Here is a 14,775-nt window from a genome sequence, read left to right as displayed (position 1 = left end):
CACCGCGTAGGCGCGCGGGTGAGGATGAAGGAGCACCGAAACCGGTCGCCGCCGAGACCGCCCGCCCTGCCGCTCGCAGCCTCACGTCCCTCTACCTGATGGGTCGCCGTGGTGAACCCGCTGGACGAGGCCCAGGACCCGGACGAAGGGCCCGACGGGCCGAAGAAGCCCGAGAAGCCGGAGGAGCCGGAGCAGCCCGGGCCGTCGAAGCCGGCACGGCGCTGGAGAGAGCACCGGAAGCTCAACTCGCTGACCCTTCCCGGCTGCTGGGGCGCGCTCGTCGCCTCGTGCCTGTCCTTCACACCGTCACTGCTGCCACGCGGTGGCGTGATCCAGGGCGTGGTCTGGGGCATCAGCGCGGTCATCGGCTACGGCGTAGGGGTGCTGCTGGCGTCGATCTGGCGGGCCTTCGCCGACCGGGACCCGCGCCCGCCCAGGTCGTGGGCCTGGCGCGCCTTCCTGATCAGCGCGGCCGTGCTCCTCGTCGTCTTCTTCGGTCTCGGGCAGTACTGGCAGTACCTGATCCGCCACATGATGGGCGTCAGCGAGTACGACGTCTGGCTGGTCGTGCTCTCGCCGCTGATCGCGGCAGCGGTGTTCTGGATCCTGCTGCTGATCGGCCGCGGGATCCGGGGTGTGTTCCGCTGGACGGCGGAGCGGCTCGGCCGCAGGATCGGACGGCGCGCGGCGAGGACAGTCGGCTGGATCCTGGTGGCCGGCGTGACCTACCTGGTCATCACCGGCCTGCTGCTGCAGGGTCTTGTCGGCCTGGCCAACGACATCTTCTCGGTCCGCGACGGCGCGACCCCCGAGGGCGTGCACCAGCCGACCACCGCCCTGCGGTCAGGCGGACCCGGCTCGCTCGTGCCGTGGGACACGCTGGGCCGGCAGGGGCGCGGCTTCGTCGGCAGCGGCCCGTCCCAGGCGAACATCGCCACGCTCTCCCACCGCCCGGCGATGGAGCCGATCCGCACCTACGCCGGGCTGGGATCGGCGGACGACACCGAGTCCCGCGCGGCCCTCGCGGTCCAGGACCTGGAACGGGCCGGCGGCTTCCATCGCAAGAACCTGCTGGTGGTGACCACGACCGGAAGCGGCTGGGTGGACCCGGCCTCTGTGGACTCGTTCGACTACCTGTCCGGCGGGGACGACGCGACCGTGGCGATCCAGTACTCCTACCTGCCGTCGTGGATCTCCTACCTGGTGGACCAGTCCAAGGCGAGGGAGGCTGGCCGCGACCTCTTCGACGCGGTCTACGGCGTCTGGTCGCAGCTGCCCCAGGCGAGCCGGCCCAAGCTCTACGTGGCCGGAGAGAGCCTCGGCTCCTTCGGCGGTGAGACGGCGTTCAGCGGCGAGAACGACCTGGCCAACCGCACGTCCGGCACGCTGTTCGTGGGGCCGCCCAACTTCAACACGCTGTTCCGCGAGTTCAGCGACCACCGCGACCCGGGCAGCCCGGAGATCCAGCCGGTCTACCGGGACGGGCGGATCGTCCGCTTCGCCAGCGACCCGAGTGCCGCGATCCCGCCCTCGGGCCAACCCTGGAACGGCACCCGGGTCCTGTACCTGATGCATCCGTCCGATCCGATCGTCTGGTGGAGCCCGCACCTCGTCTTCAGCGAACCCGACTGGATCGCCGAGACGCCCGGACAGGACGTCCTCAAGGGCACCGTCTGGATCCCGTTCGTGACGTTCTGGCAGGTCACCGCGGATCTGCCGTTCTCCACCGGGGTACCGGCCGGGCACGGCCACAAGTACACCGCCGAGTACGTGGACGCCTGGAACACGGTCCTGCGGCCGTCCGGCTTCTCCCCCCAGGACCTGGACCACCTGCGGCAGATCATCGCGAAGGACGCCTGACCCCACGCTGGCGCCGCCGTCCTCGGCGTGTTCTTCCTGGCTGCGCGCCGTGCCTCTGCCACCGTGAGGACGCGGGCGTCGGCCCGGCGCGTACTCGGGAGGAACGCATGGGTGGTGACCCCGAGGGTCCGGACCGTCCGGGCGAGCAGCAGCCCTCCGACGGCGTTCACAGAAGTGGCGGAACGTCATGGGGACAGCGCTGGCGTGCGAGCGCCCCGGGACGCGCCTGGCGGCAGGCGGCGGAGCTCGACCTGATGCGCCGGTCCATGGGCTTCGCGACCCAGGGGTTGGTCACGCTGGCGCCGCTGCTGATCGTGGTGGCGGCGATCGACCCCTTCCACGAGAACGGGTTCGCGCAGTGGGTGACCGACGGCATGAGCCTGCCCCCGCGCGAGTCGATGCCGGTGGTCCGGCTCTTCGCGACCGAGCGTGAGGCGGCCCGTGCGGGCGGCGCCGTCAGTCTCGCCCTGCTGGCCCTGTTCGGCCTGAGCTTCGTGGCGGACGTGCAGTCGGGCTTCGAGAAGATCTGGCGGCTGCCCGCTCCGTCCTGGCGAGCGCTGTGGCGCCAGACCGTCTGGCTGGCGGCCCTGACCGCCTATGTCGGACTCTCCGTGGAATCCGGCGCCCTGCTCCGGCACGGTCTGGGGGACTCCGTCGAGCGGATCGCCCTGTTGGGGGTCTCCGGCCTGCTGTTCTTCTGGTGGGGCCAGCACTTCCTGCTCGGTGGGCGGGTCGGGTGGCTCGCCCTGCTGCCGGGAGGGATCGCGACCATCATCGGCCTGGGCGGCCTGCGGGTCTTCTCCTGGCTGGTGTTCGACCCGATGGTCGTGAGCAACGCCGAGGCCTACGGCGCGGTCGGCATCGTGGTCGTGGTGGAGAGCTGGCTGATCGGCGTCGGGTTCATCTTCTTCGGCGGTGCGCTGGTGGGCCGGATGCTCTCCGACGCACGACGGCGGCGGCTCGAAGAGCCCGGTACGGAAGGACCCGGTACGGACTGAAGGACCTCGGTTCAGTGGCCCACGACGACCTTGGCTGCCACGATGATCAGGCCCAGGGCGAGGCTGACCGCAGCCTCCAGAGCCGCCTGCTTCCTCGACGCCCCGGACCGCACCGCCCCGAGGGCGGTCCAGAACACCTGCTGACCGACGGCGACGCCGATCGCCAGCCAGGCGTTCTCACCCGCTTCGGGCAGGGGACTGATCACCACCGCGAGCGCGGGGATCATCGCGGCCTCGACGATGGGCCACTCGTGTCGGCCGACGCGTCGCGTCTCCTGCCAGGTGACCGTCTTCCCGGCCTCCCGCTCCCCGGCCAGGTGGGCGTAGGCGTGCGCGATCCAGAAGACGACTCCCGTGACGACGAGCAGCACGATCAGGGAGAACTTCGGGTGCGCCCCGTGCGGGTCGAATGCCGCGATCACCGATGCTGCCAGCAGTGAGCCGTAGACCGCGCCCGCGTAGTCCGTTCGGCCGGCGCGGCCGACGGGACCGGCATCCGACGGGTCGGGCGAACGGGTCGACGAGGGTCCAGGGACAGTCACGGTGCTCCTTCTCCACCAGCTTCCGGCGCTCCACCGACGAGCTCCGGTCGACCGGGCCCGTCACGGCCATGCTGTCCCGCGTCCGCGCGTCGCCGACTCACCCGGACCGGGTGAACCGCCCGACGCCACGCGTCGCCCGATGGGACGAGTGCTGCACCCGGCCGGTCCAGTACCTTTCGCGCTCCTGTCATATGACGGCTTTCCTGGGACCAGCGGCCGCATCGGCCAGGACGGAGCACCACATGTCGTCGACGGACAACGGGACCGAGCCTGAGCCGGGACCCTCCGACTCACGCGAGCTGGAGGATCTGCGGCGGCGGATCGCCCAGTTGGAGGCAGGTGGCGCCGCCGGGCAGCGCGAACACCACCGGGTGCGGGCCACGGGGTCGGCGGTGCTGATCGTGGTGGCCGCGGTGCTCTCGCTGCTGGCGGTGATCTCCGTCTGGGCGAACGACCAGGTGACCGACACGAACCGGTTCGTCGCGACAATGGCCCCGCTGGCGAGCGACCCGCAGGTGCAGGACGCGCTCACCACCCGGGTGACCAACGTGGTGGTGCAGCAGATCAACGTGCCCTCCCTGGTCGGCCAGCTCTCCCAGGCCGCCTCGCAGAAGGGCGTCCCGCCGAAGGCGGCCAACCTGATCGGCTCGCTGAGCGGGCCGATCGGCAGCGGCATCACCAGCCTGGTCGGCAACGTCGTCAACAAGGTCGTCACCAGTCCCGCCTTCGCGACGGTCTGGACGAATGCGATGCGTACCGCGCACGCCTCCATGGTCAAGGCGCTGACCGGTCAGGGCGGCGGTGCTGTCTCACTGGCCAACAACCAGGTCACCATCGACCTCGCGCCGATCATCGAGCAGGTCAAGACGCAGCTGGTGGGCGCCGGGCTCGGGCTGGCGTCCAAGATCCCGACCGTGCACGCGACCTTCACCGTCTACTCCTCGAAGTCCATCGGGAAGCTCAAGTCCTATCTCCGGCTGCTGCAGATCCTCGGCAACTGGATGCCGGTGATCGCCGTGCTGGTCGCCGCTGCGGGCGTGTACCTGGCGCGGGACCGCAGACGGGCGCTGATCGGGGCGGCGATCGGGGTCGCGGCGGCCATGCTGCTGCTGGGCGTCACGCTGGCCGTCTTCCGCAGCTACTTCCTCGACCAGCTCCCACCGGGCGTCAACGCCGGTGCGGCGGGCTCGGTCTACGACGCGCTGATCCACTTCCTGCGGGTCACGGTGCGGGCGGTCGGAGCCCTGGCGGTCCTGGTGGCCCTGGGCGCGTTCTTCATCGGCCCCTCCCGGACCGCGACGTTCATCCGCGCCGCGTGCAGCACGGGGATCGGCGGCGTGCGGCAGGCGGCGGACCAGATCGGATTCCGCGCGGGACCGGTCGAGCCCTTCGTGCGCCGGTGGAAGCGCTGGATCGGGATCGCGATCCTGCTGATCACCGCAGTCGTCTTCGTCTTCTGGGACCACCCCACCGGCCTGGTCGTCTTCTGGTTCGCCCTGGTGGTCCTCGCCGCCTTCGGCATCCGCGAGTTCCTGGCGCCCGGCCCCGGCCTCGCCGAACTCCGCGGCACAGCCCCGCAGGGGCCCGGCGGCCCGGGCGGGACGCCGCCCGGAACGCCTGCAACGGCCGACGGCGCCTGACCCCCGCCGGCGCGTCACTCGTCCGGTTCGGACGGTTCGGACGGTTCGGGCTGGGACGCGGTTGCCCGGGCCGAAGCCGTGGCCCAGGACAGCTCGATCTCCAGCTCGATCTCTCCGTCCTCGACCTCCACCTCGACCTCGCTCCTGACGGTGTCGGGCACCTGCATGGTCAGCACGCCTGGGCCCAGCTCCAGCTCCACCTTTTCGCCACCTTCAAGCGCCGTGGCGAGCGCCTTCACCAGTGCGGCTGCCTCAGCGCGGGAGAGCGTGCGCTTCTGCTCGAATTTCAGGTCCTCCATGGTCTCTTCCCTTGGGTGCTCCTTGGGTGCGGCGCCGTACGGACAGTCGCTCAGGCGGCCTTCGGCCGGGGGGCCTGTGGGACATCGGCCGGAGCCGCTTCGCCGCCGCCTGACGGTGTGACCCCGCGGTCGAGGCTGCCGTAGGCGGTCAGGCCGTAGATGCCGAGCACGTCGATCGCGATGATGGTCAGCGACCAGAACGGGTACGAGGGGATGAACGCCATCTGGGCGAACACGTTGAGCCCGAGCACGACGACTCCGGTCCAGCGGGCCCACTCCGCGCGGGCGACCAGGACGCCGTAGGCGGCGGCCAACTGGACGACGGCAAGGACCAGCATCACCCAACCCCAGGCGCGCAGGTCGCCGAAGACGTAGTGGGCGTTGCCGAAGAAGACGTGCGAGCGGGCGATGGCGGCGATCCCGTCCAGGCCGTTGAGGAATCCCAGCAGGGCCAGCAGCACGCCCGCGAAGGTCACCAGGCCGGGGGTGGCGAGGCCGGTGCGTGGCGATCGGCCTGCCGCCCACTCGGATTGGTGTCGGGCAGCGGTACTCACGGTTGCCTCCAAGTCTCGTGCGTAGGGCGGCCGCGCCGTCGACGCGGGCACGGCCGGCCAGGGTCAGGCGGCCAGGACCTTCGACTTGGCCTGCTGGTACTCCTCGTCGGTCAGATCGCCGTGGTCCTTCAGCTCCACCAGCCGGGCGAGCTGCTCGCTCGTGCCGGGCGCAGGGCTCTCCTTCGCCGCGTCCTGCACGTAGGCACGGAACCGGGAGTCCGCCGCCGCGGCCTCCTCGGCCTGGCGGTCCGCCATGCCTCTGCCCCGGGCGATCAGATAGACGAAGACACCGAGGAAGGGCAGCACGATCAGGAACACCGACCAGCCGGCCTTCCCCCAGCCGCTGACGGTCTTGTCGCGGAACAGGTCCATGAACACCCGCACCAGCAGGAAGATCCACAGAACCCAAAGGAAGAACCACATCGTGGTGAAGAAAATGTCGAGCAGAGGGTAGTTCACCGCGCTCACCTTCCCGCGCCTTCCGCAGGCCCGGCCAGGACGGTACGCCCGGCAAGCGGAGCCGCGGACTCATCACCATGAGTAGCAGCCCCGGAATCACGCCCGCACCACCCGTCCCGGGTGATTCGGCGCGGCCGCTCTGCGACGGCCGCCCAACGGCGGCTGCCGGGTGACGTCCGACCGGCGACCCGGTCCGCGGGCCGCATCACCCCCAGGAGGTGAATTCCGTGCGGCGGGCCGGCTCACGTCACTGCTGTCGGCAGCTCGGCATCTCGGCGTCTCGGCGTCTCGGCAAACCTGTCAGATCCCGGCGAGCGCTTTGGTCTTGCCACCCTTCACGGCGGCCTGGAGAGCCGCGAAGTCGTCCTCGTTCTGGTCGGCGTAGACCTCGGCGAAGTCCGCGACGGCTTGGTCGAACCGGTCCGAGCCACCCAGGTAGGCAGCGAGCGCGACGCGATCGCCGGATCGGGCGTGCGCGCGGGCCAAGGTCCACCCGCACAACGTGCCGTACACCTTCATGCCCGACGGGATCATCATCTCGATGGGCGCGGAGAACTTCCAGTCGCGCAACTGGCGCACGTAGAAGTCGCGGTCGACCCCGTCCGGGGCGGCGGCGCGGGTCCAGCCGAGGAAGATGTCGCTCTGGGCCTGCATGAGGTGCTGACCGGCGACGACGCGCTCACCCTCGTTGCCGAACCGGCTGCGCCCCGCGTACTCCGCCAAGACCGACGGCTGGGCCTCCTTGGCCTGCAGGAACAACGGGTCGACGCCTTCCTCGGCGTCCATCAGCACGATCCAGGCGCGGGTGCCGACGCTGCCGACCCCGACGACCTTGCGCGCCATCTGGACCAGGGTGAACTGGTCGAGCAGGTGTCGCCGGTCGGACTGCAGCGTGTCCCGGTAGGTCGTCAGCACGGTGCGGATGAGCTCGTAGATCGCGTCGGCCTGCATGTCGCTGTAGAGCTCCTCGACGGGGACGATCGTCGGGGGCACGCTGACGATCTGCCGCCGACCGTCGACCAGGGAGGTGAGCTTGCCCAGTGCCTGCGTGCTGTCCCGGGTGCGGGCCTTGGCCAGCAGCGCCTCAGCCGCCCTGAACCCCTTCGCCTTGACCTGGGACCTGAACTCCCCGATGGCCTCCTCGATGTCCAGGTGGGCGTACCAGACAGCCAGGACGGACTGCTTCGCGAAGCGCCGCGTCGCCTTGCGATATGCCTTGACCGCGGCCAGGATCACCGCGCGGCGGGCCTTGTCGGAGAAGCCGTTGTCACGCCCCGCCACCGCGAGGCTCGCTGCCAGCCGCTTGACATCCCATTCGAACGGCCCGGGCAGTGTCTCGTCGAAGTCGTTGACGTCGAACACCAGCCGCCGCTCCGGCGAGGCGAACGCACCGAAGTTGGACAGGTGCGCGTCTCCGCACAGCTGCACCCGGAGTCCCGAGGTGGGCGTGGCCGCGAGGTCCGCCGCCATCGGCAGTGCGGCGCCGCGGTAGTACGTGAACGGTGACACCAGCATGCGTCCGTGCCGTACCGGCACCAGCTCGGGCACCCGCGAACCCGCCTGGCTCAGCAGCAGCCCGACCGGGTCCCGCCCGCTGTCCGGCCGGAACTCGCCGTGCGCCTCCAACGGCGCGGCCTTACGGGCTTCCTTGCCCAGCGCGACCCGCTCCGCACGGCTCAGCTCCGCACGGCTCAGCGCCGCACAGCTCACCGGCTGCGCCTCCTCCCCCGCTCCCTCCGCCAGGCCCTCTTTCCGCTCGGTCATGACCGCTCCCTTCGGGCCGGGGCCACGCGTGCCGTCGGCCGGTCGTGCGCCGCAGCCGGCTGCACGCCTCTTTCCAGTAAGCGCGCGCGTGGCTGCGGGCGCGAGCCCCCGTCGACCGCACCCCTGCGGCACCGGCGGCCCGGACGTACCGTCGAATCATGAGCGGTGACGGGCCGACCCTCCGCAGGCCAGGGCCCGGGGACGCGGACGACTCGGGAACCGCGTACCTCGACGAGCCGCTGGCTCGGTGCGTCCGCGAGCTCGGCGCCAACGTGGGGGCGATCTACCTCTGCGATCTCGAACCGGAGATGTTCCGGCTGGCCCTCCTCATCGGCGCGCCGGTCGACTTCTTCACCCCGTGGCTCCGGGTCCCGCTCGCCACACCGACTCCCGGGACCGACGCCATCCGTCAGCAGCAGCTGGTGTGGGTGGGCAATCAGCAGCAGATGGTGGACGCCTACCCCGGCGTGGCCGTCGCCGTGCCGTATCCGTTCGTCCTGGCCGCAGCCCCGATCTCCGGCACGCGTCGCTGGGGGGCGCTGCTGCTCCTGTGGCCTCCGACGCACTCCGAACGGGCCACCCGTCGGGAGCGCAGGAACGTCATGTCCACCTGCGCCCGACTGGCGCGACTGGTCGACGAGCACACCCGCACGCGGCGCTACGTGCCTCCCCCGGCGCCTCGCGTACTGTCGTCCGTCACGCTGCGCCCGGCGGCGGCCCCACAGGGGCCGGCTGCCGCCGACTTCGCGGCACGGCTGCCCGACGGCGCACTCGCGCTCGACCTGCAAGGGCGCGTGACCTACGTCAGTCCCCTGGCGGCGGAGCTGCTGGGCCGCTCCGAAGACGATCTGGCGGGCACCCTGCCCTGGCAGTCGCTCCCCTGGCTCGACGATCCGGTCTACGAGGACCGGTACCGGGCCGCGGTGTTCACCCGGCAGCCCGTCGCCTTCGCGGCGCTGCGCCCGCCGAACGCGTCCCTGCATTTCCGGCTCTACCCCGATTCCAGCGGCATCAGCGTCCTGGTCCGACCGGCCGGGGAAGCCGACGGCTCCGGGTCCGTCCAGCGGGACCGCCTTTCGCCGGTTCCGGCGCGGGTCGGACGGCTGTACCAGCTCATGCACCTGGCCACGGCGCTGACCGAGGCCGCGTCGGTGCGCGATGTCGTGGACCTGGTCGCCGACCAGATCGTGCCCGCCTTCGACGCCCACGCACTGGTCCTCTACCTGGTCGAGGCAGGCCGCCTCCGCGTCGCCGGTCACCGGGGCTACCCGGCCGAGGCCCTGGCCAGGTTGGACGGCTCTCCGCTCAACACCGGCCTGGCCCCCTCCGCCCAGGCCACCACCACCGGCGCACCGCTCTTCCTCGGTTCCCGCGCCGAGTTCGACATGCTCTACCCCGGGGTCGTGCGGCCCGCCGGGCAGCAGGCCTGGGCCGTCCTCCCCCTGACCACCCATCACGAGCCGGTCGGCTGCTGTGTCATGGCCTACGAGCGGCCCCATGCCTTCGACGCGGACGAACGGGCCGTGCTCACGTCGCTCGCAGGACTGATCGCCCAGGCCCTGGAACGCGCCCGCCTCTACGACGTCCAGTACGAGCTCGCCCACGGGCTCCAGCAAGCGCTGTTGCCCGACGCCCTCCCCGACCTCCCCGGCCTGGAGACCGCGGCGTCGTACCTGCCGGGCACCAGCGGGATGGAGATCGGCGGCGACTTCTACGATCTGATCCGGCTCTCCTGCGGCTCGGCCGCGGCGGTCATCGGCGACGTCCAGGGCCACAACGTGGCGGCGGCCGCCCTCATGGGACAGATCCGCACCGCCATCCGGGCCCACGCGACCGCGACGACCAGCCCCGCGGAGGTCCTCAGTCGCACGAACCGTCTGCTCCTCGATCTCGACTCCGACCTGATCGCCAGCTGCATGTACGTCGAGCTCGACCTGGACCGGCGGCAGGCGAGGCTGGCCAGTGCGGGGCACCTGCCCCCACTGCTCGGGTTCCCCGGGCAGCCCGCACAGCCACTCGACATCGCACCGGGCCCTCTCCTCGGGGTGGACCCGGGCGCCGACTACCCCATGACCCACTTCCCGCTGGATGCCGGCACGTTGCTGGCCCTCTACACCGACGGACTCGTCGAGTCCCCTGACACCGACCTGGACCAGGCACTCGCGTCGCACGCCCGCCAACTCGACCGGAACGACCCCGGGCAGCCCACGGATCTCGACGCGCTGATCGACGCCCTGCTGAGAGCTGTTCCACCGACCGGACCGCGCACGGACGACATCGCGGTCCTCCTGCTCCACACGCTCGCCTGAGTGCGGGCCGGGCCGGGCGGGGCCGGAACGGCGGGACGTCCACCCGGTGTGCCGTCCACCCGGTGTGCCGGTGGACGGCAGCTCAGTCATGTACCTGCCGAGACGTCAATTTCTGCTTATGCTTCCAAGAGTGCTGGACTCACGTCATCTCGCCACCTTCCACGAGGTCGTCCGGGCGGGCACGCTGTCCGCGGCGGCGCGGACCATGGGGTGCACGCAGCCGGCGATCACGCAGCAGATGAAGGCGCTGGAGCGCAGCGTCGGGATGCCGCTCTTCGTCCGGGCCGGGAGGCGGCTGCGGCTGACCGAGGCGGGTGAGACGCTCGCCCGGCACACCGGCCTGATCCTCGGGCAGCTGTCGGCCGCGGAGCAGCAGCTCGACGCGCTGGCCAGGCTGCACGGCGGACGGGTGCGGATCTGCTCCTTCCCCAGCGCGAACGCCACGCTGGTGCCGGAGGCGATCGCGCGCCTGCTGGCCGAACATCCGGGCGTCCGGATCGAGTTGCAGGAGGACGAGCCGCCAGGGTCGCTGCGGCGCGTGCCGCAGGGCACCTGCGACGTCGCACTCGCGTTCAGCTACCCGGAGTTCGGGATGACCGACTCGTCCGAGCTGGTCGAGTACCCGCTGATGGAGGACCCGGTGACCGCGCTGCTGCCGGTGGGCCATCCGACCGCGCGGCGGCACCTGGTCCGGCTGTCCGACCTGGCCTCGGAGCGCTGGATCGCGGGCTGTCCGCGCTGCCAGGCGCATCTGCTGCACACCTGCGCCGAGCAGGGATTCGCCCCGGACATCGTCTTCGCGACCGACGACAACCTGGCGGTGCAGAACCTCGTCTCCGTCGGGGCCGGAGTCGCGTTGGTGCCCGCGCTGGTACTGGGCTTCCTCCGCCACGACCGGGTGACGGCGCGCCCGGTGGAACCGCACTCCCGGCGACGGATCGCGGCGTACGTGCTGCGCGACCACGCGCACGTCCCGGCGATCGGCCTGGTGCTCGACGTGCTCAAGCAGGTCGCCTCGGCCCACAACGACGTCCACAACGATTGTTGACGGTCGATAAGCAACGCTGTTCGACACCCAACAATCCGTTCTTGGACGCCATCCGTCGCGCCCTGCACCGTGAGGCGCATGACTTCCTCCACCGCACGTGACACAGTCGCCGTCGCAACGCTGCCGTGGATCGACGACCTGGCCTCCGGCATCCGGCGCGTGCTCCGACGCGACCTCCCGCCGCTCACCACCGCGCGCCACGTGGCCGACCTGCTCGGGCCGTTGCTCGGCCGTCCGGGTCTGCTCACCGCCGAGCAGGAGGCGGGCGATCCCCGGTCCTACCGTCAGCACCTGCTGCACGCCTGCCCTGACAGTGGGTTCTCGATCGTCGCGCTGGTCTGGCTGCCGGGCCAGCACACCGCCGTCCACGACCACGTCTGCTGGTGCGTCGCGGGCGTCCACCAGGGCGTGGAGACCGAGCAGACCTTCCGGCCGATGCCCGGCGCCGGGACGGGCCAGGCGGGGCAAGCCGGGCAAACTGTGCAGCCCGGCCGGTTGATCCCGGACCGGAGCGTGGTGAACCCGACGGGCGCGCTCTCCGCACTCGCGCCGCCCGGCGACATCCACCGCGTGGGCAACACCGGTCCCGGCAAGGCGATCTCGCTCCACATCTACGGGGCGGACCTCTCCCGGCTCGGCTCCAGCATCCGCCGCGTCTACCCGGACCCGACCGCGGCCGCAACAACCACGACCACGACCACGACCACGACGCCGGAACCGCACGGCGAATCGTGATGGCTCGGTATGCGCGGCCCCGTCATTCGTTCGAGTGGCAGTGTGCCGAACCCGAGTGCGATCACTGCCCGCTCTCCGCACGCTGGACGGCATGAGCGAGCCACACGCCGAGGGCGCCGGGGACATCACGGACACCGGACACGCCACGCACGTCGTCGTGCACCCCGTCGAAACGGATCCGTCGACCGGTCCGTTCCGGCGGGTCGACATCCTCACCGCCCACGTCGGCAAGGCCTACGGGCTCGGGGACGTGCTGGAGTTCCTGCGCCGCGCGGGCCTGGACGAGGACGCCGCCGACGCGCCCGGGCTGATCGAGTGGCAGGGCGGCGACGCCGGGGTGTGGGAGTGACCGCCTACGAGCTGCGCGCGCAGCACGAGCCCGCCGATCCGGTCGGCCGGAGCACCACCCGCTGGCACATCCTGCGCCACGGCGCGTTCGTGGCGATGTGCGGCTACCGGATCGATCCGGTGGCCGACACCCGGCCGATCGCGGACGTCGAGGCGATCGACCCCGAGTGCCGCTGCCCGGAGTGCTGGGAGTGGTGGGCCGCCGTCGAGCAGGTCTGGGCGGAAGGCAGCCCCCGCGAACCGGAGCCGTGACCCACCACGCTAGCGCTGCTTCAGGACGATCCACCGCTCGGGCAGCACCAGGGCCATCAGCATGAGCGGCCAGATCGGCTGGGAGTGGCAGCGGAACTCGACCGTGGACTCGTCCGGCGCGCTGAACGTCCGGACGGCGCTGCGGCGCTTGCCGGTCGAGGTCAGCTGGAGCGTGTGCGAGCCGGGTGACAGCTGCGCCTCGAAGACCTGGTCCGAGGCGATGTGCCCGACCTCCTGGCCGTCGAGCAGGATCGCCCAGCTGGCATGGCGGTCCTGCACCGACATCGTCGCCCCTGGCATCGAACGCTCCAGCTGCAGCGTCGTGGCCATGTCCTTCTCCTTGCTGCCGATCCGCCCTCTCAATAAAGTGATATCACTTACTCGCCGGATTGGTAAGACCCATCGAGGTGCGAGAGGACCGCGCGCATCCCGTCGAGGACGGCCGCGCGGGACTCGTCCGTCCGGTCGGCGTGCTCGAAGGCGTGGTGACCGTTGGGGACCTCGACGATGTCGACCCCGACGCCCGCGTCCTTCGCCGCCGTGAGGAAGTCGGCGACGGTGGCGGCGATGTCGGCGCCCTCCAGACCGGCGCGGGTCAGCACGATCGGCAGCTCGGTGGCACCCGTGAGGGCGTCCGCCGGACGGAAGTGTGGGTCGACCACGCGCCAGTGCGGAAGCGGGGCGAGCACGGGATAGCTGACGGCCAGGCAGCGGAGCCAACTCGGCGGCGCGGCAAGCCAGTCGGTGGTGAGCAGGCCACCGCCGGAGAAGAACCAGAGCGCGACGCGGTCGGCGTCGACGCGCGGGTCGTTGCGGACGGCCTCCACCGCCTCGGCGACGTCCGCAGCGGCGGTCGGGAAGTCCGTCAGGGCGTGCAGGCGGTGGGCGACCACCGCGCCGACCGCGCCAAAGCTCGCGGCGAGACGGGCGTAGCCGAGGTAGAGCGGCGTGTCACGCATCCCCGGCTCCAGGTCGCGGGGCACCGGACCGCCGTGGACGAAGACGATCGCGGGACGCGGCCCGTCCGGCGTGACCGGCCCGTCCGGCGCGCCCGCCGCGCCCGTCTCCGGCAGATGCAGGTCCAGCCGGCCGATGCGCTCGCGCGGGCACTCCGGGACGTCCAGCAGGAACCCCTCGGGGCGGTCCGCCGCGCCGTCCACCACACCGCCGGACGCCTTCTTCGGCGGGTCCAGCCGCTGCCCCTCCCCCGCGGCGGCGCGGAGCAGCACGTCGGCGAGCGCCTCGGGTTCGGAGAGCATCGGCCAGTGGCCGGTCGCCAGCTCGAAGAAGCCGATCTGCGGGCCCGCGAAGCGCCGGAACTGCGGCGGGCCGTAGGAGACGAGGTTCTGCAACGCCGCGATGGTGGTGCCGCCCGCCGTACAGAGAATCCCGCTGCTCGGCACCGCGTCGATGCTGCCGGTCAGCCGCAGCGGCTGGGTCAGCACGCGGCCGGGCAGCGGCGCGGCGAGCGCGGTGAGGCGGTCCAGCTGCTCTGCGGAGAGTCCGGCGATGCTGCCCCAGCGCTGCCACCCCTCCCCCTCGGGCGCGGGGACCAGCGCGTCGGGCTGCTCACTCAGCAGCGCGTGGACGCCCGGATCGGGCACCGACGCGAGCGGTGCGTCACCGTCCTGCGGGACACCCGTGTCCAGGTACACGATCCGGGCCACCCGCCCCGCCCGCCGCGCCACCGCGCCGACCACGGGGTGGATGCCGTAGTCGTGGCCGACCAGCACCACGGGCGACGCGTCGGGAGCGTCAGCCGCGTCGAGCGAGTCGATCAGCCGGACCACCTCCTCGATGTGCGCGTCCAGGTCACCCGCCGCCACGGTCAGCGCAGCGGGCAGCACCCGCGCACCGGCCGCCCGCAGCCGGGCGGCCACCTCGTCCCACACCGCAGCACCGGTGAACGGGCCGGAGGCAAGGATGAATGCCGTCATAGTGAGACCTCCACGTCTCTTGTCCGTAGC

General features: G+C 71.6%; 15 protein-coding genes. 8 read left to right on the top strand and 7 right to left on the bottom strand.

Annotated elements, in window-relative coordinates; all coding sequences use genetic code 11:
- Window positions 1-108 precede the first annotated feature (108 nt).
- Window positions 109-1,860: an alpha/beta hydrolase gene (locus tag I2501_RS10995; RefSeq protein WP_328806318.1), complete on the top strand. Its 1,752-nt coding sequence runs from the start codon at window positions 109-111 to the stop codon at window positions 1,858-1,860.
- A gap of 107 nt (window positions 1,861-1,967) precedes the next feature.
- Window positions 1,968-2,858, top strand: a complete 891-nt coding sequence (locus tag I2501_RS10990; RefSeq protein ID WP_196193737.1) for a YhjD/YihY/BrkB family envelope integrity protein — start codon at window positions 1,968-1,970, stop codon at window positions 2,856-2,858.
- 11 nt (window positions 2,859-2,869) lie between these two features.
- Here the strand turns inward: I2501_RS10990 and I2501_RS10985 are convergent, their stop codons facing one another.
- Window positions 2,870-3,400 carry a hypothetical protein gene (locus tag I2501_RS10985; RefSeq protein ID WP_328806317.1) on the bottom strand — a complete coding sequence of 177 codons (531 nt, stop codon included), beginning with the start codon at window positions 3,398-3,400 and terminating at the stop codon, window positions 2,870-2,872.
- 242 nt (window positions 3,401-3,642) lie between these two features.
- On the opposite strand from I2501_RS10985, the gene I2501_RS10980 reads away from it, so the two are divergent.
- Window positions 3,643-5,040: a hypothetical protein gene (locus I2501_RS10980; protein ID WP_215909511.1), complete on the top strand. Its 1,398-nt coding sequence runs from the start codon at window positions 3,643-3,645 to the stop codon at window positions 5,038-5,040.
- 14 nt (window positions 5,041-5,054) lie between these two features.
- Here the strand turns inward: I2501_RS10980 and I2501_RS10975 are convergent, their stop codons facing one another.
- From I2501_RS10975 to I2501_RS10960, 4 genes are all read right to left on the bottom strand, one after another.
- Window positions 5,055-5,339, bottom strand: a complete 285-nt coding sequence (locus I2501_RS10975; RefSeq protein WP_196193736.1) for an amphi-Trp domain-containing protein — start codon at window positions 5,337-5,339, stop codon at window positions 5,055-5,057.
- A gap of 50 nt (window positions 5,340-5,389) precedes the next feature.
- The gene (locus I2501_RS10970) at window positions 5,390-5,893 is read right to left on the bottom strand and encodes a DUF7144 family membrane protein (protein WP_196193735.1); all 504 of its coding nucleotides are present in this window, start codon (window positions 5,891-5,893) and stop codon (window positions 5,390-5,392) included.
- A 63-nt stretch (window positions 5,894-5,956) separates the two neighbouring features.
- Window positions 5,957-6,352: an SHOCT domain-containing protein gene (locus tag I2501_RS10965; RefSeq protein ID WP_328806316.1), complete on the bottom strand. Its 396-nt coding sequence runs from the start codon at window positions 6,350-6,352 to the stop codon at window positions 5,957-5,959.
- Window positions 6,353-6,652: 300 nt separating this feature from the next.
- Entirely contained in the window at window positions 6,653-8,116 is a 1,464-nt protein-coding gene (locus I2501_RS10960) for a DUF2252 domain-containing protein (protein ID WP_196193734.1), read from the bottom strand.
- Between the two features lie 158 nt (window positions 8,117-8,274).
- Between I2501_RS10960 and I2501_RS10955 the strand changes: the two genes are divergently transcribed.
- The 5 genes from I2501_RS10955 to I2501_RS10935 all read left to right on the top strand — a co-directional run bounded on the left by I2501_RS10955 (window position 8,275) and on the right by I2501_RS10935 (window position 12,808).
- Window positions 8,275-10,425 carry a SpoIIE family protein phosphatase gene (locus I2501_RS10955; RefSeq protein WP_196193733.1) on the top strand — a complete coding sequence of 717 codons (2,151 nt, stop codon included), beginning with the start codon at window positions 8,275-8,277 and terminating at the stop codon, window positions 10,423-10,425.
- A 130-nt stretch (window positions 10,426-10,555) separates the two neighbouring features.
- The gene (locus I2501_RS10950; protein ID WP_196193732.1) at window positions 10,556-11,473 is read left to right on the top strand and encodes a LysR family transcriptional regulator; all 918 of its coding nucleotides are present in this window, start codon (window positions 10,556-10,558) and stop codon (window positions 11,471-11,473) included.
- 78 nt (window positions 11,474-11,551) lie between these two features.
- Window positions 11,552-12,208 carry a cysteine dioxygenase family protein gene (locus I2501_RS10945; RefSeq protein ID WP_196193731.1) on the top strand — a complete coding sequence of 219 codons (657 nt, stop codon included), beginning with the start codon at window positions 11,552-11,554 and terminating at the stop codon, window positions 12,206-12,208.
- 91 nt (window positions 12,209-12,299) lie between these two features.
- A complete protein-coding gene (locus I2501_RS10940; RefSeq protein ID WP_196194180.1) occupies window positions 12,300-12,557 on the top strand; it encodes a hypothetical protein in 258 nt (85 codons plus the stop codon).
- A complete protein-coding gene (locus I2501_RS10935; protein WP_196193730.1) occupies window positions 12,554-12,808 on the top strand; it encodes a hypothetical protein in 255 nt (84 codons plus the stop codon). Before I2501_RS10940 ends, I2501_RS10935 begins: the two co-directional genes overlap by 4 nt.
- A 9-nt stretch (window positions 12,809-12,817) precedes the next feature.
- Here I2501_RS10935 and I2501_RS10930 read toward each other — a convergent pair whose 3' ends face one another.
- Together I2501_RS10930 and I2501_RS10925 are read right to left on the bottom strand one after the other, a co-directional pair.
- The gene (locus I2501_RS10930) at window positions 12,818-13,138 is read right to left on the bottom strand and encodes a hypothetical protein (protein ID WP_196193729.1); all 321 of its coding nucleotides are present in this window, start codon (window positions 13,136-13,138) and stop codon (window positions 12,818-12,820) included.
- A 47-nt stretch (window positions 13,139-13,185) separates the two neighbouring features.
- The gene (locus I2501_RS10925; RefSeq protein WP_196193728.1) at window positions 13,186-14,745 is read right to left on the bottom strand and encodes an alpha/beta fold hydrolase; all 1,560 of its coding nucleotides are present in this window, start codon (window positions 14,743-14,745) and stop codon (window positions 13,186-13,188) included.
- Between the last annotated feature and the right edge of the window lie 30 nt (window positions 14,746-14,775).

The sequence above is a fragment of the Streptacidiphilus fuscans genome (assembly GCF_015690355.1).
GTDB classification, from domain to species: domain Bacteria; phylum Actinomycetota; class Actinomycetes; order Streptomycetales; family Streptomycetaceae; genus Streptacidiphilus; species Streptacidiphilus fuscans.
The sequence above is the reverse complement of the archived record's forward strand: the minus strand, read 5'-3'. Positions and strand labels throughout refer to the sequence as shown.